Annotated in this window: 18 protein-coding genes; 6 read left to right on the plus strand and 12 right to left on the minus strand. The window is 61.3% G+C overall.

Annotated elements, in window-relative coordinates:
* Positions 1 to 11: 11 nt before the first annotated feature.
* Positions 12 to 959 (minus strand): Flp pilus assembly protein CpaB, encoded by a 948-nt coding sequence (cpaB, locus tag KBP52_RS15190; protein ID WP_077570814.1) that lies wholly within the window; start codon positions 957 to 959, stop codon positions 12 to 14.
* Between the two features lie 338 nt (positions 960 to 1,297).
* On the opposite strand from cpaB, the gene KBP52_RS15195 reads away from it, so the two are divergent.
* Together KBP52_RS15195 and KBP52_RS15200 are read left to right on the plus strand one after the other, a co-directional pair.
* A complete protein-coding gene (locus KBP52_RS15195) occupies positions 1,298 to 1,507 on the plus strand; it encodes a Flp family type IVb pilin (RefSeq protein ID WP_077570812.1) in 210 nt (69 codons plus the stop codon).
* 71 nt (positions 1,508 to 1,578) lie between these two features.
* Positions 1,579 to 1,995 carry a response regulator gene (locus KBP52_RS15200; protein WP_077570810.1) on the plus strand — a complete coding sequence of 139 codons (417 nt, stop codon included), beginning with the start codon at positions 1,579 to 1,581 and terminating at the stop codon, positions 1,993 to 1,995.
* A gap of 32 nt (positions 1,996 to 2,027) precedes the next feature.
* Here the strand turns inward: KBP52_RS15200 and KBP52_RS15205 are convergent, their stop codons facing one another.
* Together KBP52_RS15205 and KBP52_RS15210 are read right to left on the minus strand one after the other, a co-directional pair.
* On the minus strand, positions 2,028 to 2,801 hold the full coding sequence (locus tag KBP52_RS15205) for a response regulator transcription factor (protein ID WP_077571436.1): 774 nt from the start codon (positions 2,799 to 2,801) through the stop codon (positions 2,028 to 2,030).
* Between the two features lie 124 nt (positions 2,802 to 2,925).
* Complete coding sequence (locus KBP52_RS15210) at positions 2,926 to 3,396, minus strand: prepilin peptidase (RefSeq protein ID WP_212623075.1); 471 nt, start codon at positions 3,394 to 3,396, stop codon at positions 2,926 to 2,928.
* 75 nt (positions 3,397 to 3,471) lie between these two features.
* Here KBP52_RS15210 and KBP52_RS15215 point away from each other — a divergent pair, with 75 nt between their 5' ends.
* Both KBP52_RS15215 and KBP52_RS15220 read left to right on the plus strand, forming a co-directional pair.
* Positions 3,472 to 3,912, plus strand: a complete 441-nt coding sequence (locus KBP52_RS15215; protein WP_212623076.1) for a TadE/TadG family type IV pilus assembly protein — start codon at positions 3,472 to 3,474, stop codon at positions 3,910 to 3,912.
* Positions 3,909 to 6,644: an ATP-binding protein gene (locus KBP52_RS15220; protein WP_212623077.1), complete on the plus strand. Its 2,736-nt coding sequence runs from the start codon at positions 3,909 to 3,911 to the stop codon at positions 6,642 to 6,644. The genes KBP52_RS15215 and KBP52_RS15220 overlap by 4 nt, the downstream gene beginning before the upstream one ends.
* Here the strand turns inward: KBP52_RS15220 and KBP52_RS15225 are convergent.
* The 5 genes from KBP52_RS15225 to KBP52_RS15245 all read right to left on the minus strand — a co-directional run bounded on the left by KBP52_RS15225 (position 6,641) and on the right by KBP52_RS15245 (position 11,160).
* Complete coding sequence (locus KBP52_RS15225; protein WP_212620481.1) at positions 6,641 to 8,632, minus strand: pilus assembly protein TadG-related protein; 1,992 nt, start codon at positions 8,630 to 8,632, stop codon at positions 6,641 to 6,643. The two genes, KBP52_RS15220 and KBP52_RS15225, sit on opposite strands and share 4 nt — an antisense overlap.
* A 237-nt stretch (positions 8,633 to 8,869) precedes the next feature.
* On the minus strand, positions 8,870 to 9,427 hold the full coding sequence (locus KBP52_RS15230) for a DUF4136 domain-containing protein (protein WP_212620482.1): 558 nt from the start codon (positions 9,425 to 9,427) through the stop codon (positions 8,870 to 8,872).
* Between the two features lie 54 nt (positions 9,428 to 9,481).
* Positions 9,482 to 10,096 carry a DUF4136 domain-containing protein gene (locus KBP52_RS15235; RefSeq protein ID WP_123593106.1) on the minus strand — a complete coding sequence of 205 codons (615 nt, stop codon included), beginning with the start codon at positions 10,094 to 10,096 and terminating at the stop codon, positions 9,482 to 9,484.
* Between the two features lie 12 nt (positions 10,097 to 10,108).
* Complete coding sequence (locus KBP52_RS15240; RefSeq protein ID WP_123593105.1) at positions 10,109 to 10,858, minus strand: methyltransferase; 750 nt, start codon at positions 10,856 to 10,858, stop codon at positions 10,109 to 10,111.
* Positions 10,858 to 11,160 carry a MazG-like family protein gene (locus KBP52_RS15245; RefSeq protein ID WP_007951009.1) on the minus strand — a complete coding sequence of 101 codons (303 nt, stop codon included), beginning with the start codon at positions 11,158 to 11,160 and terminating at the stop codon, positions 10,858 to 10,860. The genes KBP52_RS15240 and KBP52_RS15245 overlap by 1 nt, the downstream gene beginning before the upstream one ends.
* 235 nt (positions 11,161 to 11,395) lie before the next feature.
* On the opposite strand from KBP52_RS15245, the gene KBP52_RS15250 reads away from it, so the two are divergent.
* Positions 11,396 to 11,689: a hypothetical protein gene (locus KBP52_RS15250; RefSeq protein WP_064388791.1), complete on the plus strand. Its 294-nt coding sequence runs from the start codon at positions 11,396 to 11,398 to the stop codon at positions 11,687 to 11,689.
* Positions 11,690 to 11,930: 241 nt separating this feature from the next.
* Positions 11,931 to 13,280, plus strand: a complete 1,350-nt coding sequence (locus KBP52_RS15255; RefSeq protein WP_212620483.1) for an MATE family efflux transporter — start codon at positions 11,931 to 11,933, stop codon at positions 13,278 to 13,280.
* Here KBP52_RS15255 and KBP52_RS15260 read toward each other — a convergent pair.
* The 4 genes from KBP52_RS15260 to speA all read right to left on the minus strand — a co-directional run bounded on the left by KBP52_RS15260 (position 13,274) and on the right by speA (position 18,436).
* Positions 13,274 to 14,137 carry an alpha/beta hydrolase gene (locus tag KBP52_RS15260; protein ID WP_212620484.1) on the minus strand — a complete coding sequence of 288 codons (864 nt, stop codon included), beginning with the start codon at positions 14,135 to 14,137 and terminating at the stop codon, positions 13,274 to 13,276. The genes KBP52_RS15255 and KBP52_RS15260 overlap by 7 nt on opposite strands.
* Before the next feature lie 17 nt (positions 14,138 to 14,154).
* Entirely contained in the window at positions 14,155 to 14,949 is a 795-nt protein-coding gene (locus KBP52_RS15265; protein ID WP_077570793.1) for a DUF4123 domain-containing protein, read from the minus strand.
* Positions 14,946 to 16,289: a contractile injection system protein, VgrG/Pvc8 family gene (locus KBP52_RS15270; protein ID WP_212620485.1), complete on the minus strand. Its 1,344-nt coding sequence runs from the start codon at positions 16,287 to 16,289 to the stop codon at positions 14,946 to 14,948. Before KBP52_RS15270 ends, KBP52_RS15265 begins: the two co-directional genes overlap by 4 nt.
* Positions 16,290 to 16,522: 233 nt before the next feature.
* Entirely contained in the window at positions 16,523 to 18,436 is a 1,914-nt protein-coding gene (gene speA / locus KBP52_RS15275) for an arginine decarboxylase (protein WP_034151560.1), read from the minus strand.
* Positions 18,437 to 18,604 lie beyond the last annotated feature (168 nt).

An 18,604-nucleotide genomic window follows, 5' to 3' on the forward strand; every position in this document is an offset into this window, starting at 1 on the left:
CCTTGCTCGAATCAGGGAGTGGGTTGAGCGTTTTCGACACCGCGGATGACTTCCACGGCGGGTTTGCGCGCAGCCGGTTGACCGGCCACGGCCATCGGTCTGGGAGGCGCCGCCAGGGACAATTGGTTGAATTCCAGTAGCTCTCGCCGCGGCGTGTCGAGGCGTGTGGCGGCATCGTTTTCGCCGGACCAGTACTTGCTCAGTTGCTGCTCATCGGCGCTGCGCACCGCGAGGCGCAAGACACCGGCACCCGACGCCAGCATCAAGCGGCTGAGCAACGTTTCAGGCACCGCCAGCACCACGCTGCGCGCGGCCATGCGTTGTTGTTCCTGCTTCAGGCGTTCGTCGTCACTGCGCGCCGGGCCGGCAGGTTGACCATCGTTGGTCAGGCCCATCTGACTGCCGACACCGAGCACGCGCACGGCCGGCACCACCAGTTGCGCCGAGGCCTGCGGATTGCTTTCATCCCTGCGCAAAAACAGCAGCACATCGACGTAATCGCCGGGCGCCAACTGCCCGCCAGCAGTGATCACTTCATCCACGGCCACAGCCAGAGCCCGCTCACCGGGGCGGATCATGCGCGCCAGTTGGCTGCCCGGCTCGAAGCTTTCATCATTCAGCCAACTGCCGGCGCTCAACGGCCGCCACGGCGTCCGGCCGACCACCTGTTCGATTTTGCCCAGACTGCCGGCGGGCGCTGTGCGCAGTTTTTCCACGGCAACGTCAGCTGCGGTGATTTTCACGAATGGCGCAATATCGCGCAGCAGCACGACGACGGGTTGCCGCGTGGGGTCTTCCACAGGTTCAGTCTGGACAGCAGGCGCAACGACAGGCGCCGCGACGGGTGCAGCAACCGGTTCGGTCACTGGCGGCCGGCTCAATGAGAGTCCCCAATATCCGGCGATGATGGCGCCCACCAGGAACAACCCGGCCAGACCCAAAGTGACGCGACTGTTCATGACGGCTCTCCCTTTCCCGCTGCGCTTTGTCTCTCATGCAATGACCCGTGGCTTCCAACGAGATAACTTCGCAATCAGGCAGCTATGAACAAGTAACTATTTCGCTATTTGACGGTAGCGCAGGCCGAACAAAACGCCATTACGAAGGTGGAAATATCCAACGAAAGTAGAGGCCTAAAGCGCCAAACGTGGTTTTTTGCCGTTAATCGGCCGACTACTACTTAGGTGTTAATCCGTTCTTACAGTTGTAGGGGCGAGGAATGCCGACAATGCTGATGCTGGCACAGGGAAATCATGTTGCGAACGCGCAACACCTGGCGTGCTCAAGGAGAATCCTCATGTCGTATTCCCGCGTTGTTGCAAAAATCAAAGCCGAGATCGCGTTCTTCAAAGGTTTGGCCAAAGACACCGAAGGCGCCTCAGCGATCGAATATGCGCTGGTGGTCGGCCTGGTGGCGCTGGTGGTTGCCACCTTCGGTAACGGCATCGGCACTCAAGTCAACTCGATCCTGACCGCGATTCAGACCGCACTGACCCCGGCACCCTGATCGGACCGATGACTTGTCAATGCGGCCATTGGGTTCTACCGTCAGCACTCAGTCCATTGCAGGTGTTGCCCATGAACTCTTCACTCACTTCGCGCCAGCAGTTGCTCCTCGTCGACGATGAGGAGGACGCACTGCTGGAGCTGGCGGAGTTGCTGGAGGGCGAAGGCTTCACCTGCCACACCGCGACGTCGGTAAAACTCGCTTTGCATCACCTGACCCGGCATCCCGATATCGCCTTGGTGATCACCGATTTGCGCATGCCGGAAGAAAGCGGCATGTCGCTGATCAAGCGTCTGCGTGAACACACTTCGCGTCAGCACTTGCCAGTGATCGTCACGTCCGGGCATGCCGACATGGAGGATGTCAGCGATATGCTGCGCCTGCAGGTGCTGGACCTGTTCCGCAAACCGATCTATCACGTACGTTTGCTGGAAACCCTGGACAACCTGTTTCCCAAGCCCAAGCTCAATCTTGTTCAAGGTCAATGACCCCGGTCGGTGCCGGGGTCATGCAGTCGCCGTCAGTGCGCGGTGACCCGTTGCCGTCCCGAATTGCCAGGTGACAACGCCAGCGCCAATTGGGTGCGGTTATGCATGTGCGTCAGACGCAGCACTTGCGAGACATAGAGCTTCACCGTGTTCTCGGTAATGCCCAACTCACACGCGATCTGATAGTTGGTCTGGCCCTTGCCCACCAACCGGGCGACATCGAGCTGGCGTGGCGACAGCTGATTGAAAATCGCCGGTATCTCCACACCTTCGCCATCACCCGGCGCTTCGTCACTCACGGGCGCGGGAGCACGGCGTACTTTATCGAGGTCGTGGTAAAGGTCATCGATCGACTCGGAGAGGTATTGCAGCTTCTGATTCAGATGCCCCAGATGCAGGGTCTTCTGCCGTTCTTGCAAGGCCGCTTCCTGGCGCTGCAGACCTTCAAGCAGTTCATCCAGGTCGATCGGCTTCTGGTAGTAGTCGGCGATCCCGGCGCGCAAGGCCTTGATCACGTCCTGCTTGTCGGCACGCCCGGTCAGCATGATGGCTTCGAATACCCGATGTTTGCCGGACAGCCGCTGCAGTTCCTGCACCAGTTGAATGCCGTCCATGTCCGGCATATGCAGGTCACACAGCACCAGGCCGATGGCAGGATCTTCGACGAACTGCTCGATCGCCTGCTTGCTCGATTCGCAAGGCACGCAGTGGTAGCCGCTGCTTTCGATGAACTCGCAGAGTTCCTCGACGATCAGCGGCTGATCGTCGACCACCAGAACCTTTATCGCAGACGTAAGCTTGTTCACTTGCCACTCCATGCCCAGGTCAAAGGCTGACCGTTCCTGTACTGACAGCGCGAGGCTGTATAACGTTGATTTGAAAGTAGACCCACTTTCCTACTATGTACATAGCAGTAGTGCCGCCGCGCGACTAATGGATCCAATACAGCGTCAGGATTGTGCCGATCAGCACGAACGGCGCAAATGGCAGCTTTTTTGACAGGGTTGGCGCCAGATATCGAAGATGTTCTCTAAGCCCTTGACCCATATGCGGCCAGAGTTTTGGCGCCAGCAGGAGCCAGATGACGCTGGACACGGCCGCGCCGATAAACGCGCCGAGCAGCACAGTGCCGTTCGTCGCAAGGGCCAAGGCTGTCATTAGTTTCACATCGCCGGCGCCAAAACGTTTCAGGATATATCCGGGAAGAGTCAGCGCCAGGGCTAGCAGCAACGCCCACCCCGCCTGCGCCATGTCGGCACCGAGCCAGGTGTTGCGGGTAATCAGCAGGTACACCAGCGCCAACCCGCCAACGCCAAGGGTCAGGCTGTTGCCGATACGCCGCTGCCGGGCATCCTGCGCCGCGCAGAGTGTCAGCCAGATAAGTAAGACAACGCTGTGCATGCGGTAAAAAACGTCCGTTTTGGCTGAATGATTCTATGCTGATATTACGTAGTGAATGTCAGGGTAGACGCACTCATGAAATCCGGCCTCCCCCGCAAGCAGAAAGGCGCCGTCGCCATCGAATTCGCCTTGGTGTTCATCATTTTTTTTGCCGTGTTTTATGGTCTGGTCAGCTACAGCCTGCCGCTGTTGCTGATGCAGTCATTCAATGAATCGACGGCCGAGGCGGTACGCCGCAGCGTTGCACTTGATCCGGCCACCGCCAATTACCCCGCCGCTGTCACCGCCACAGCCAGAGCCGAGCTAAACCGGCAACTGGCCTGGCTGCCGGGCGCGCTGAACTTCAACGCCGCCTCCGACAGCAACATCACCTATGTCGGCGGCGTGCTGACGGTGACCATCAACTACCCCACCAGTAAATTGAATCAGGTACTGCCGTTTCTGGTGTTGCCGGGTATCGGTTCGGTGCCGCGCCTGCCGGCGACGTTGCGCGCCTCGTCGAGCCTGCAATTTTGAGTTCCGCTGACAAGCTGTTCGGTCGCCTGCTCAATCGCCACCCGGAAACCGTCCCTCCGCTGGACAGCACTCAGGTGTCGAGTGTTGGCCTGCAGCTGTATCTGGATGGCGCCGGCCAGGTCAATCATTTGAGCGGGCCGCTGCGCCATGTCCTCGCGCAGCGGCTGGCCGCCAGCCACCCCGCGCACCTGCTTGAATACGTCTTTGCGCACAGCAGCCTTGCGCTCGAGGGCAGCCCCGCCGACTGGCAGGGACAAGTGCTCGACCTGGATTTTTTCAGCCTGGCCGGTCCGCCGTTGCATTTGCGCGGATGGCTGCAGGCACAGGGCGATGGCTGGTTGCTGCAATTGCTGGACATCGGCGACCTGCTCGGCGAACGACGGCAGACACGCAGCCGCGAGCAATGCCAGTTGTTGGCCACGCAGGTACGCGACCACTTGCGCCTGGGCAGCCTAGCCCGTCTGCCTGATGTGCTGGGCGAACAGTTGCAACGCCTGAGTCAGCATTTGCACATGCCCTGCCTGGCGGTGGCATTGCTCGACGAACAGGGCCAGGGCTGGCAGATCCATCAACATTACGCGGCGCCGAATGCGCCGCAGGTATGGCGTGACCAGCAAGCACTGGGCACAAGTCTCGACAGTCTCAACGGCGCGTTGCCGCAACGCCTGTCACCTGGCGAACAACCGCGCCTGAGCGCCTTGCTCGGCCCGAACGAAGGCTTCGCCGTGCCCTATCGCGACGCCCAAGGCGTGGCCGCATGGCTGCTGTGCGCCGCTTACAACCCGCAGCAACAGGCCCCGGACCTGAACGATCACGACTGGCTGTTGCTGGCCGCGGCAGTCGCCGCGCCGTTACTGGAACGCCTGCGCGAGCATCGCCACCATCAGCAACTGGAGCGCCTGGATGTGCTGCAAGCGCTGCTCGGTACCGGTTGGTGGGAAATCAGCAGCGACCGTGCCGAGATGCAATTGGCACCGACACTCGCTGACAGCCTGGGATTGGCGGCGCAGCGGCTGCCGATTCAGGACTGGTTCAATCGGGTGCATCCCGCCGACCGCGATGAACTGCGCAGTCGCCTGCAATCGCTGCAGGATGAAGGCAGCCCATTGGAGTTGTGCGTGCGCCTGCAAGGCAGCGATCAAGCATTGCCGTTGTGGTATCGCCTGCAAGGGCGCTCGCTGGGCATCGGCGCCGGACGCCGGTTAGTCGGTTTCATGCTCGACATCAGCGACATCAAGAATCAGCAGCACCAGGCCGCGACCGCCCATGCGCGGCTGGATAACCTGATCGCCAGCTCACCCGCCGTGATCTACGTGCAGCGCTATGTCGAAGGTGCGCTGCAACCGACATTCTTCAGCGCCAGCCTGCAGCCGTTGCTCGGCTGGAATCTCAGCGACTGCGACGATGGCCGACTGGTGGAACACGTCCACCCCGAAGACCGCCCGCGCTACTTCGAACGCACCCGCCAGTTGCTGCGCGAAGGCTCGGTGAGCACGCGTTATCGAGTGCTCGACCGCGACGGCAACGCCCACTGGCTGCTCGATGAAGCCAGGCTGCTGCGCGACGATCTCGGCCTGCCAGTGGAAGCGGTTGGCTTGTGGCTGGACGTCACCGAGGCCACGCTCGCCGCCGAACAGGTCAAGGCGAGCGAAGAGCGCTACCGGATTCTGGTCGAAGACTCACCGGCGATGATCTGCCGCTATCGCCCGGACCTGACGCTGACCTTCGGCAACCGGCCTTTGGCGACGTATCTGGAATGCCCTCCGGAGCAATTGCCCGGGGTCAATCTGGGCAGCTGGATGTCCGACGATCAGCGCGAAGCGTTCCTCCTGCGCATCGGCCAATTGACCCCGCAACTGCCGGTGAGCACCGCCGAAATCAATCTGCGCCTGCCCGGTCGCGAACATGCCTGGTGGGTCTGGTCGGATCGCGGCGTGTTCGATGCACAGGGGCACCTGGTCGAAGTGCAAGCGGTGGGCCGTGACAACACCGAGGTGCGGCGCTCCCAGCAACAACTGACGCAGAGCGCAAAAATGGCCACCCTCGGCGAAATGGCGACGGGCCTGGCTCATGAAATCAATCAACCGCTGAATGTGATGCGCATGGCCATCGTCAATGTGCTCAAGCGCCTGGGCAACGGTGATGTACAGATCGATTATCTGACCGACAAGCTCAATCGCATCGACGCGCAAGTGCAACGGGCTGCGCGGGTGGTGGATCACATGCGCGTGTTCGGGCGCCGCTCGGAAATCGAACAACATCCGTTCAACCCGCTCGAGGCGATTGAAGGCACGTTGTCGCTGTTGTCCGAAGGGCTGCGCGGCAAAGGTGTCGAGCTGCGAATCAAAGAGGCGGGTTTTCAGGTCGAGGTGCGCGGTTACGTCGATCAACTCGAGCAGGTGCTGATCAACCTGATGGTCAACGCCCGCGACGCCTTGCTCGGCAAGCGCGAAGCCGATCGCGACTTCCAGCCGTGGATCGCCGTGCATGCCGAGTGCGATGAACACGTCGTGCGCCTGTGGGTCGAGGACAACGGCGGGGGCATTGATCCGCGCCTGCTGGAACGCATTTTCGAGCCGTTCTTCACCACCAAACCGGTCGGCGTCGGCACCGGTCTGGGCTTGTCGGTGAGCTACGGCATCATCGAAAACATGGGCGGTCGTCTGAGCGTGCGCAATGGCGATGAGGGTGCGCGGTTCTGCATCGAGCTGCCGATTGCACTGAGCTATTAGATCACCAGCGTCGGTTGTCCGGGCGGTCGACAACTGAGGTTGGCACCGACATCGACCCGGTTCAGGGTGATGCCGAAGCCGGCGAGCACATTATCCAGTATCGGATCCAGCACCGGGCTCAACAGATTATCAATCACCACACCCAGCGTGTTGTTGACGCCGGCCAGCACATCGGCGGTGGTGGTGAGCAAGCCGCCCAGCAGGCTGGAGCCGGTAGGTTTGTAGGCCTGAACCTGAACCCCGCTCAACGTGCCTTTGAGGCTGTTGACCACACCTTGCGTGCCAAAACTGTATGTCTGCGGCGTTTGCTTGATGTCCGGCGGCTGGTTGTAGGTATGGATGTTCTGAGTGCTGGCCACCGTGGTGTCGACCCTCACGCCGAGACCGCCGCCGTAAAACGGTTTGCGCGAGTTCGGGTCACAGGTCGCCGAACCCAGGCCCAGCAGGGGAATGGTGCAAGTGATCACGCCGACATCAATCAACGCCAGCGGCTGCACCGTGACATCCGCCACCGATGAAAACGCGTTGCTCGCGTCGATCTTGCCGACCTTGAGTTTGACCAGCGAGGAGTTGGTCTGGGTGGTCAGGCTTTTGCTCGCATCGCTGATGCAGTTGAAATCGGTGACATGGCTGTCGGCAGCAGCGGCCTCCAGCAAGATATCGATGGAAGACGTGGGCAGAATCTGCAGATTGGTGCGCTCACACGTGCCACCCAAGGTGCAGAACAACGAGTTCAGCGTGCCGGCAATGTTCAGGTGCAAAAGGTTGTTGAGGGTGTCCGTCAGCCCGCCCACCAAGGGCGTACTGGTAATAGCGCTGGCCAGCCCGGCCACGCCGGACAGCACGGGCAGATTCAGCGAGATCAACGTGCGCACCTGCGCGGTTTTCACGTAGATCCGATTGGCGCCCATCGGGTCGGCCTTCGCCAGCACCGGATTGCCCACCGCCGACAATTGCGGAGGCTGGATGACTTTGACTTTGACCGAGCCGTTGACCAGCCCCGGAATACTGAGCGGCACCGTCGCTGCGAGTGCGTTCTGACTGTTGGCCACTTGCACGACGGCTTCGAGCAGTTTGAACAACTGCAGATTGGCATTGAGCGCAGCCGACGTAGCGCCGGTCTGCAGTTGCAACAATTTGCCGAGCGCCACTTCGGTGCTACCGGCCACGGCTTTCAGTCCGACCAGGCCCTCGACCGCGATGCTGGTTGTGGTACCGCCCTTGGTCAGCACGGTGATGGCGGTGTCGAGCAGTTGGCCGATCTTGATGTTCTTGGCCAGCAGCTGGGTGTAGTTGCCGGCGTCGACGTTGACATCGAGGGCCAACTGATTGAGATAACCGAGCAGGTTGATATTGGTCTGCACCAGCCCCTGCCATCCGGCGACGCTGAGGTTGAGGTTGCCGCCGAGCAGTCCTCCCCATATCGCGTTGAGCAGCGCAGACTTGCTGGCATCCACGGTGGTCAGCGTGGTGCCGATGGTCAATTGCGCCTGGGGCGGCAGAATCGCCGAAGCGCCGACAGCTGTGGCGCCGAGGCGAGTGGTCGGCGTGACGCCGCCCGGCGCAACCAACGCGTACAGCGCGGCGGCCACACTGGTGGGCACGACGCGGGTAGCGACCACGCTGATGGCTTCTTTCTTCGTGGCGTCGGCGGAGAAGCCGCGCAGGTTGTTGGCACCGGTTTGCACGGTGCCGCAGGTTACGACAAGGGTGGTGACATTCTGCGCCACGGTGAAATTGTTGCGCGCCGCACTGGCTGCCGCGTATTGGGCTGCGCTGGCACCGGGCAAGCAATCGCCACCCCGGGAAACGGCCTCCAGCGCCGCGACATCAACCACCCGCTGCAGGCGACGTTGCTCCATGTACAAACGACCGCTGTCGACCACCAGCACCATGCACACCAGCGCCAGTCCGAGGGTCAGTACCGCCATCAGACCTATCGCTCCGCGCTGACGGACCGGGCCATTGAATCGGGAACGAGGCGACATGGCGCACTCCTTTGCCGTTACCTCCATTGATGCAAATGAGTGTAGACGCGCCTAATGGCAACGCGCCATTTCGAACAGACAAACATCCCTGCGGGAGCGAGCCTGCTCGCGAAGGCGTCGCGTCAGACAAATAACAGTTGCATGACACCCTGCTTTCGCGAGCGGGCTCGCTCCCACATTGGAATTCAGGGTGAAACAAAAAAATGGGAGCTCAACAGCCCCCACCTTTTAACGGATTCAGCGCGGTGGATAGTTGGCCAGAATCCGCGTGACCGTCTCGCGGATGGCGTTGCTGCGATCCTGCGGATTCGGTTTGCTGGAGAGCATCTGCTCATCACTGCCGCGCCACACCAGTTTGCCGTCCTTGCCGTCGAGCAGGTCGATCTGGATGGTTGCGACCTTGTAGGTGATGTTGCGCGTTTCGTTGTACATCGGCGCGCCCCAGTAGCCGTTCCACGGGCCACCCCAACCGCCGCCGTAATTGGTCGTCACTTGCTGCTGGCGATCCTCGACGATCAGGTAAGTCTGCACATTCAGGTCGCCCTTGGCGCCCGCAGTGGCCGGGCGCAGACCGCGCTGGTCGAGTTGATCGGCGACGGCCTGGCGGATGCGTTGCTCGGTCAGGTCGCTTTTGATTCGCGGATCATCGGGGCGATATTGCAGGGCGGGGTCTTTCCAGCTCCAGCTGCGATAGGCGGCAAAATCGCGGCTGGCGTCGAAGTCATGATTGACCTGGTTGGCGGCGCAGGCACTGAGCAGTGTGGCCAAGACCAGTAGAGCGAGACGGCGGAACATGGTTTTTCTCCGATTGAAGACATGAACCTGCGGCAGCTTCTGATTGGCAGGAAGCTAACTGGGAGGATACGCCGACATGGCCTTTTCCACAGCCTCGCGGATCGAATCGGTGCGATCGATTTCGCTGCCCTTGTTCGCGGTTTCGGCACTGGCACTCCAGACCGGTTGCCCAGTGCCTGCATCAAACAGATCGACCTGCACCACCACGACCTGCTCGGAATACGTACGCACGATCGGCACCGTGTTGTACATGCCGTAACCGCGACCATAATGATCATAGCCGCCATATCCGCCGCCGTAATAACCGTAGTCGTCCTGAACCTGACGCAAACGGGTTTCCAGTCTTAGATTGGCGCTGACCAGCAGGTCGGCCGGGCGATGGTCGTGCAACGGGCGCAAACCGCGTTGGTCCAGCGCATTGCTCACCGCTTCGGCCACTTGCGCCGAATCAGCCCACGCCGTGCCCGGTGGCAGTTGCCCGTTGAGCCACGCCCAACTGCGATAACGCCCATAATCGCGCGGCGGCGCCGGGTACGCGCTGCGATCGAAGGTGGTGGCGGCCTGTGGCGGCGCCGGCGGCAAGGGCCGCGATTGCGCCACGTAGGGGTTGCTGCTCTGGCAAGCAGCCAACCCCAGACACATCAGCAGTAACCCGGATTGAGCTTTCATGTCGCGCTCCGATCAGATCGGCCGGCAGATCCAGTGCAAATAGCGCCCAAGCCCGGCGAAGCTTGGGTGACGACGGTGAGCGAGCTCCATCTCAAGCAAATCCACAAGTTCAGCGCGGGCCTGGAATTCCACCGGCATGTAGTCGTGGAAAACCCGGATCCCACTCTGGCTTTCGACCTGCCACAGGCCGTCGAGTTGCGTTGCCAATTCCCTTGGATCGAGCGGCTGCTGCGGGGTCAGGCTCTGCTTTTCGCCGGCCATGACGTTCTTGCGCATTTTCTTGAAATGGCCTTTGAGCAGGTTGCGATAGATCAGCGCATCGCGGTTGTAGAACGCCAGCGACAACCAGCCACCGGGTTTGGTCAGTTGATGCAGTACCGGCAGGATCGCGTGGGGTTCGGCGAGCCATTCCAGCACGGCGTGGCAGATCACCAGATCGTAAGGCTCGGTGAGTTGCCCGAGCAGTTCCTGCCACGGCGCCTGAATGAACGTCGCGGTTTGCCCGGCTTCAGCGAAACGCTGGCGCGCGCCTTCGAGCATCGGTGCGGCCGGTTCGGTGAAGGTCACGTCGTGGCCGCGCTCGGCCAGCCACAGCGACATATGGCCGAGGCCGCCGCCAATGTCGAGCACCCGCAACGGGCGATCCGGCAGCGCTTCGGACAGGTCAGCCTGCAACACCGCGAGACGGATCGCACCTTTGGCGCCACCGTAGATTTTTTCGGCGAACCGCGTCGCCAACTGATCGAAATGCCGGTCGCTCATCAGCTGAACCGCCGTTCGCTGTCGGCGAGCTTGCTGCGCACCACTTCATTCATGTCCAGCCCCAACTCGCTGCACAGCAGCAACAGATACAGGACGATATCGCCAACTTCTTGCCCTGCATGAGCGAGTTTGTCAGCGGGTAACTGGCGCGACTGGTCTTCGGTCAGCCACTGGAAGATTTCCACCAGTTCGGACATCTCGACGCTAGCCGCCATGGCGAGGTTTTTCGGGCTGTGAAATTGCCGCCAGTCATTGCGGTCGCGAATGGCGTGCAGGCGTTCGGTCAGTTCAACAAGGTTCATCGGGCTCTCCTGAAGGCGTATAGCTTCGGGGGGATACGACTTGAAGGCAAGCGTAAACCCTGTAGGAGTGAGCCTGCTCGCGATGACGCCATTACATTCAACATCATCGTTGACTGACACACCGCTATCGCGAGCAGGCTCACTCCTACAAGGGCGGTGCAAACCTTCTATCATGCAGGGAACTCGGCCACCCGCGTTGTGGCCCAAGGCTCAGCTCTTTCATCAGGATGCACACATGCAGGTAGAAAGCTTTTTCGAATGGCTCGGGCAGGCGCTCGGTTCGATCATCCGCTTTATCGTCGATGGCCTCAGTGGCTTGTTCAACATTCTGAGCAATGCCGGCGGCAACTTTGTCGACGGGCTGGCGAAGACGCTGGGCATGGACACCTCGATCATCAGCATCATCGCGCTGATCGTTGGCCTGATGTTGTTGTGGTCGGCGATCCGGGCGTTCATGAATGCCTCGATCATTGCCGGGATCATCTGGTTGTTGCTGGGATTGTGGTTGCTTAGCTGGATTATTCATTAGGCCTTATAAAAGCCCCTCACCCTAGCCCTCTCCCGGAGGGAGAGGGGACTGACCGGGGTGTTTTCGAGATGTACACCGACCTGAGATACCGAGTCGAACCGAAGCTTCTGACAGCATGAAGATCGGCTCCCTTTCCCCCTCGCCCCCTTGGGGGAGAGGGCTGGGGTGAGGGGGTTGCTTCTGACAGGCACAGCAAATCCTCCATGAATCGTTACAATCCCCGCTCCCCTAAGGAGCCCGCATGTCCACTCTGATCGCCGACTGGCGCGACCGCCCGACTCACCGCAAGGTCTGGGCACTCGCCGCGCCCATGATTCTTTCGAATATTTCCGTACCGCTGGTGGCGCTGGTCGACAGCACTGTCATTGGCCACTTGCCCCACGCCCATCAATTGGGCGCGGTGGCGGTCGGTGCCAGCCTGTACACCTTTCTCGCCTGGGCCATGGGTTTTCTGCGCATGGGCACCACCGGATTCGCCGCTCAGGCTGCCGGGCGCAGCGACGGCGCGGCGTTACGGCAGATTCTGTTGCAGGGCCTGCTGCTGGCGATGGGACTGGCACTGGTGCTTGGCACGTTGGGTGTGCCGCTGAGTGGGGTTGCGCTGCACTTCATGCAACCGTCGGCGGAGCTGGATCAGCTCACTCGTGATTTTTTCCACACGCGGTTGTTCGGCCTGCCAGCGGCGCTGGCCAGTTATGCGCTGGTCGGCTGGTTCCTCGGTACACAAAACGCCCGGGCGCCGCTGGCGATTCTGCTGAGCACCAACCTGATCAACATCGTCCTCAATCTGTGGTTCGTCATCAGCCTGGACTGGGGCGTGGTCGGATCGGCGCGGGCCTCGGTGATCGCCGAATGGAGCGGCGCCCTGCTCGGCCTGCTGCTGACTCGCAAGGCGTTGCGGGCGTACCCGGGGCACATCGTCTGGGCGGCGTTGAAAATCTGGCAGAGCTGGCGTCCGTTGCTGGCCGTCAACCGCGATATCTTCATCCGCAGCCTGGCGCTGCAATCGGTGTTTTTCCTGATCACCGTGCAAGGCGCGCGGCTGGGTGATTCGACGGTGGCCGCCAACGCGCTGCTGCTCAATGGCTTGCTGCTGACCGCACATGCGCTGGACGGTCTGGCCCATGCCGTCGAGGCCTTGTGCGGACACGCCATCGGCGCCCGTGATCGTCTGGCCCTGCGTCGCTCGCTGGTGGTGGCGGGCGGCTGGTCGCTGATCGCCAGCCTCGGTTTCGCCAGCCTGTTTCTGCTGGCCGGGCACCTGTTCATCGAGATGCAGACCGACATCCAGAGCGTGCGCGATACCGCGTTCGTCTATCTGCCCTACCTCGCTGTACTGCCGCTGATTGCGGTCTGGAGCTACCTGCTCGACGGCCTGTTCATCGGCGCCACCCGCGCGCGGGAAATGCGCAACGGCATGCTGATCACCGTGGTTTTGCTGCTGCCGTTCGCCTGGGCGCTGCAAGGTTTCGGCAATCACGGGCTGTGGATATCTTTTCTGCTGTTCATGGTGCTGCGCAGCCTGACCCTCGGTGCGCAAGCCTGGTGGCTGAAGCGCAACGATGGCTGGTTCAGTGGCGGCGTTCACTGAGCCGGCGTGTGCGCGATAAACCCGACGACTTGATCGAGCACCGGCGCCAGTTGCCGCAATGGTCGTGACAAGGTTGCCACCAACGTAATGTGATTGGGCCGCGAGTAATACAAATCCTGCACCGGCACCCCGGCCGCGCGGAGTTTGCTCGCAAGACCACCGGTGTTGCGCGTCGGGTTGACCAGATCATCTTTGCTTGCAGCAATCAGCAGAGCCGGCGGTGCGCCGCGACTGACATGGTTGATCGGCTGCGATTGCGGCGGCGAGTCCGGCCAGAAAAACACCGGGCGCACCTCGGGATTCTTGATTGGCAGAAAGTCATAAGGCCCGGCCAGACCGATCCAGCCCTGCAAGTCCCGTGGCGACATGCCCACCGCCGCGAGCCACTCACCATCCAGCGCAAGCATCGCCGCGTTATATCCGCCAGAGCTGTGCCCCATCACATACAAGCGCTGCGGGTTGCCGGAAAACTCGCGGATATGCGCTTTGGCCCACGCCACCGCCCGCGCGCCGTCCTGCAAAAACAGCGGATAGCGCACCTGCGGATACAAGCGATAATCCGCCACCACCGTGACAATTCCCCGCGACGCCAGCGCTTCGCCGACAAAGCGGTAGTCGACGCGCGAACCGCTGTTCCAGCTACCGCCATAGAAAAACACCACCACCGGCGCGCCGGGCATCGGCCGATGCGGTACATACACATCGAGCTTCTGCCGAGGGTCGTCGCCATAAGCGATGCCCACGGTTTTGTCGTAGGTACTGTCCGGGGTCAGCGCATTGAGTAACTGCACAGGCGAGCAACCGCTCAACACCAGCAGCAACACGATGCCCAACCCATGCCGGAATAAACCTGCCATACGCGCCGAACCTCGCTTCAGGACTGATCGCCGTGCCACTGCCGTCGTACATGGTCAAGCCGCTGTTGCTGGGTCAGACCCACCGGCGGTGGCACCAGCACGGCACGCGGATGCAGCAAGCGTAGCCATAACCAGCCATCGAGCACGGTGCGGTCGCTGAATCCCAACGCCAGGCCTTGTTGAACATGGGAGGACATCGTCGCGTAATCGGTTCCCAGCGATTGGCACCAGCGCCAGACATGTTGCTCCAGAAGGCAGGTTTGCAAGCGTTCGCGCTGGCGTCGGGTCAGGCTCTCTTCGATGCTCAGCGGTTCGACGGCAAGCCCCGGATTGCGCAACTGCTGCCAGCCCTGACTGCCAATTGCACGGTCGGCCCAGGTCCCGCCGAACCAGCGCATCTGACGGATCGGCCCGAGCCAGCGGCTCAACTCAGCGGCGTCGCAGGCGTCGAAAAAATAGCTCGCAGTCTGTCGGTTGTAATAGCTGAGCAAGGCCCGATGACTCAAGCCGAACGACACCGTGAGCATGCGTTGCAAGTGGCTCAGCAACCGTTGAGCACAGACCTCACTACCCAGCAGCAACCCGCGCCAGGTGTTCGGGTCGCTGTGACACAACGCGGCCAATGCCGGGCAATCGCGCAAATCGATCAGCACCGGGCCGTGCTCGCTGACCGGTTCGAACTCAGTGCCATCGAACAGATTGAAGCACTGCACGTCGGCAAACGCCCGGCGCAAGATCAGCAAGGCCTGCGGTGCATCCGGGCCATCGAGCAACAGCCACTGCGCCATGGACTCGAGTATCGCGCCACTCATGTTGCGCCGCTCTGTTCAAGCGCGGTGACCAGTCGACAACTGCACACCGACTGGGAGCAATGGTTGAAACTGCCGCCGCCAGGGATCAGGCACAACAGCAGCAAAGGCTCACCCGACATCAGCCGTTGCTGCAGGCCGTCACTGACCAGACTGTCGGGCAGTGGCAACGCCGGGACCTCGTTGCAGTCGCTGTCGGCGGCGATGGGCGGCTGCAGCACACCGCTGATCATCGGTTGATCCGGATCGCCCTCGAAAAAGCTCACCACCACCTCGACCCCATCGCTCAGCGCGGCCATGGGCGCCTGTGCCAGAGATGGCGCGAGCGGCAGCCAACAGTGACTCGGCGCCGCCCCTTCGCCTTGATACAGCCAGTCGAATTGCACCGCCACCGGGCGCAAGCGGTCGGGTTGTGGTTCATCGACCGCCACCACCCAGGCGCGTTGCAGGCTGTGCATGCGCAGGCGCGATAGCGCTTTGGCCGAGGCACACGGTACCTGCACCGCGCCGAACAGTCGGTTGGCGTACGGCGGTTCGTGGGATGGATCGGCGCGATGCTCAATGCGTGTCAGCAACCATGGGCGATTGCATTCGGCGAAGGGGTGCCCAGTCACCCGCAGCCAATGGCCGCTGCGCAACGCTGCCAGATCACTGCGACCTTCCGCGCGATGCACAGCTGATGCATTGGCCGCAGTTGTGCTTTGCAATTGCCACTGGTGCAAGGCCGCAGAACCGTCGGCGTTGTCTTCGCACCGATAACGCACGGCACCTGCCAATGGCAACTGCGCCGGATCATCGGCAAAGACCAGGCAATGCCGGTCGCGGTCATGTTCAAAGTAATAGTGAATCCGCGCCTGCGCACACAAGCGCTGGACCAGTTGCAGATCGGACTCGCGGTATTGCGTGCAGAACGTCCGGGCCGGGTAGTTGCCATGCAATTGGAAACGGCGCTGAGCACCGACGATCCCGTGCTCCCTGAGCACTTGCTCGATGATCTGCGGCACCGAACGACCACTGAAGATGCGCTGACTGAAGCGCAGCGCGAGGCAACCCAGCTTCGGCCCCAGACGAATCCGGCTCAACTGCAAGCCTTGTCCGTGCTCATGCTGGACAAGGCTCAGCAGTTGCCCGTGCACGCCCTCCCCCGACGGCCCGAAACAGAGGAACGCCGAACGGTACAGCAGGCCGGCGAGATCCAGGTGCGGATCGTCGATCAACACATCGATCTCGAACGCAAAGGATTCGCTGAGGGCTTCGCTACCGGTAAAGGCCAGGACTTCGAAGGGGTCGGACAGGCCCGCTACATCGAGACGAAACGACGACTCGTTGACTGGTTCGAACATGGGCGGATCTCTACAGGAGGGGCGGCCGGGGATTCTCGCCGAGAGCCATGGCCGAGTAGAGAGCTGAAGTACAACTTAGGAAATGACCTACGCGAAAAGCAGACCGGATGACTTTTCTGGCCGGGAATGCCAAGCCTTTCGCAAAGATATTGGGAGATATCCCACCGGGTCATGCGAATTTTCCGCCACCTACAGGAAAAATTCACACAACCCGGCGAGATCGCCACCTGGCCTCAGGAAGACAGGTAGGAGGAGCGGGTCAGGCCCAGACGCAAGGCATCGAGAAATTGCGTGCGCTCACTGGCACTGATGCGGGCACTGGCGCACTTGTCGCGGTAGTGAGTCATCAGTTCTTCCGGCGACAAGTGCACGTAACGCAGCATGTCTTCGATGGTGTCGTGGGTCTCGATGCCAGCGTGGTACACGCTGCCATCGGCGTTCTGGTAGATGTTCACCGAGTCGGTGTCACCGAACAGGTTGTGCATGTCACCAAGGATTTCCTGATAGGCGCCGACCAGGAACACGCCCAGCAGGTAGTCTTCGCCTTCGTTCAAACCGTGTACCGGCAGGCTGGTTTCGATGCTCTGCTCGTCGACGTACTGGTTGATCTTGCCGTCGGAGTCGCAGGTCAGGTCTTGCAGCACCGCGCGGCGCAACGGCTCTTCGTCGAGACGGTGCAGCGGGATGATCGGCAGGACCTGATCGATCGCCCAAGTGTCCGGCAGGCTCTGGAATACCGAGAAGTTGCAGATGTACTTGTCGGCCAGCTTGTCGTTGAGCTCGTCGAGCACCTGACGGTGCGAACGCTGACGGGCTTTCAGCGAGTTGTGCAGGCGACGGCAAACAGCGAAGTAGCACTGCTCGGCCAAGGCTTTTTCGGCCAGGGTCAGTTTGCCGTCGGCGTACTGCGCGGCCACGTCGCTCATGTAGTGGGTGGCGCGCCAGTAGGTTTCGGTGACCATTTCAATGTCGGTCGGGCCGAGCAGGTCAACCAGCCATTGCACGGTTTCCGGCAGCGACTCCTTGTTTTCGATCTGCGGGATCTCGTCGTTGTGTTTCTCGACGTCGGTCACCTGCACCACCAGCATGGCGTGGTGTGCGGTCAGCGAACGGCCGCTTTCGGAGAAGATGTGCGGATGCGGCAGGGCCTGCGCGTCGCAGAATTCCTTGAGCATGCCGACCACGACACCGGCGTAATCGTCCATGTCGTAGTTGATCGAACTGGCGTTGCGCGAGTGCGTGCCGTCGTAGTCGACACCCAGACCGCCACCGACGTCGATGTGATCGACCGGCAGACCGAGGTTGCGCAGCTCGCCGTAGTAACGGATCGCTTCTTTGAAGCCGTGCTGATAGTCAGCGAGGTTGGCAATCTGCGAACCCATGTGGAAGTGCAGCAGACGAATGCCTTGATCCAGGCCAGCGGCGCGGAAGCGCTCGACCACCGACAGCAGTTGCGCCGCCGACAGACCGAACTTGGATTTCTCGCCACCGGTGTCTGCCCACTTCGACGACGCCAGCGACGACAGACGCACGCGCAGGCCGACCTGTGGCTTGACCTTCAGCGAGGCGGCTTCTTCGATCACCAGACCGACTTCGGATTCTTTCTCGATGACGATGAAGACGTTATGGCCAAGCTTCTGGCCCATCAGCGCCAGACGGATGAACTCACGGTCCTTGTAACCGTTGCAAACGATGGTGCCGCCCTTCGGCGCCAGTGCCAGCACGGCCAGCAGCTCAGGCTTGGAACCGGCTTCCAGGCCGATGGAGACGTCCTGGGTGGCGATGATGTTCTCGATCACCGCTTCTTGCTGGTTAACCTTGATCGGGTACAGCGCGGTGTACTTGCTCTGGTATTCCAGGCGCTCGATGTTCGCATCGAAAGCGCCGGTCAACTGGCGTACACGGTCTTGCAGGATGTCGGGGAAGCGAACCAGCAACGGCAAGGACAAACCGCTTTTGCGCAGTTGGTCGACTTGCTCGAACAGGTCGATAGGCGAGCTGCTCGGGCCGTTCGGACGAACTTCGACGCGACCGGCGTCATTGATCGCGAAATACCCGGCCCCCCAATGGCGAATCCCGTAAACACTGCGGCTGTCCGCAACTGTCCATTGGCTGCCATCGTCTTTGCGTGTGCGTCGTACGGACATCGAAGTCCCCTATAAAGAAGTCATAGTGCGTCGCCTGATCGCAGGCCGGCGCAGTCTAAAGTATGAAAATGACGGTTCGTCAGCGCGGCGGTAGACCGCACTGACTGCGTGGAGTTTAGAAACCGGTCATGAACAGGCTCTGTGAAAACCATGGAGGCGACGCCGGAT

The organism is Pseudomonas sp. SCA2728.1_7, from assembly GCF_018138145.1.
In the GTDB taxonomy this organism is placed as follows: domain Bacteria; phylum Pseudomonadota; class Gammaproteobacteria; order Pseudomonadales; family Pseudomonadaceae; genus Aquipseudomonas; species Aquipseudomonas koreensis_A.

What these genes read in the sequence shown, in the direction of transcription:
- KBP52_RS15215 (WP_212623076.1), top strand. Translation starts at nt 3,472, where the DNA reads ATGAAATCCGGCCTCCCCCGCAAGCAGAAAGGCGCCGTCGCCATCGAA.
- KBP52_RS15235 (WP_123593106.1), bottom strand. Translation starts at nt 10,096, where the DNA reads ATGAAAGCTCAATCCGGGTTACTGCTGATGTGTCTGGGGTTGGCTGCT.
- KBP52_RS15245 (WP_007951009.1), bottom strand. Translation starts at nt 11,160, where the DNA reads ATGAACCTTGTTGAACTGACCGAACGCCTGCACGCCATTCGCGACCGC.
- KBP52_RS15250 (WP_064388791.1), top strand. Translation starts at nt 11,396, where the DNA reads ATGCAGGTAGAAAGCTTTTTCGAATGGCTCGGGCAGGCGCTCGGTTCG.
- KBP52_RS15240 (WP_123593105.1), bottom strand. Translation starts at nt 10,858, where the DNA reads ATGAGCGACCGGCATTTCGATCAGTTGGCGACGCGGTTCGCCGAAAAA.
- KBP52_RS15210 (WP_212623075.1), bottom strand. Translation starts at nt 3,396, where the DNA reads ATGCACAGCGTTGTCTTACTTATCTGGCTGACACTCTGCGCGGCGCAG.
- KBP52_RS15260 (WP_212620484.1), bottom strand. Translation starts at nt 14,137, where the DNA reads ATGGCAGGTTTATTCCGGCATGGGTTGGGCATCGTGTTGCTGCTGGTG.
- cpaB (WP_077570814.1), bottom strand. Translation starts at nt 959, where the DNA reads ATGAACAGTCGCGTCACTTTGGGTCTGGCCGGGTTGTTCCTGGTGGGC.
- KBP52_RS15270 (WP_212620485.1), bottom strand. Translation starts at nt 16,289, where the DNA reads ATGTTCGAACCAGTCAACGAGTCGTCGTTTCGTCTCGATGTAGCGGGC.
- KBP52_RS15195 (WP_077570812.1), top strand. Translation starts at nt 1,298, where the DNA reads ATGTCGTATTCCCGCGTTGTTGCAAAAATCAAAGCCGAGATCGCGTTC.
- speA (WP_034151560.1), bottom strand. Translation starts at nt 18,436, where the DNA reads ATGTCCGTACGACGCACACGCAAAGACGATGGCAGCCAATGGACAGTT.
- KBP52_RS15265 (WP_077570793.1), bottom strand. Translation starts at nt 14,949, where the DNA reads ATGAGTGGCGCGATACTCGAGTCCATGGCGCAGTGGCTGTTGCTCGAT.
- KBP52_RS15255 (WP_212620483.1), top strand. Translation starts at nt 11,931, where the DNA reads ATGTCCACTCTGATCGCCGACTGGCGCGACCGCCCGACTCACCGCAAG.
- KBP52_RS15230 (WP_212620482.1), bottom strand. Translation starts at nt 9,427, where the DNA reads ATGTTCCGCCGTCTCGCTCTACTGGTCTTGGCCACACTGCTCAGTGCC.
- KBP52_RS15225 (WP_212620481.1), bottom strand. Translation starts at nt 8,632, where the DNA reads ATGTCGCCTCGTTCCCGATTCAATGGCCCGGTCCGTCAGCGCGGAGCG.
- KBP52_RS15200 (WP_077570810.1), top strand. Translation starts at nt 1,579, where the DNA reads ATGAACTCTTCACTCACTTCGCGCCAGCAGTTGCTCCTCGTCGACGAT.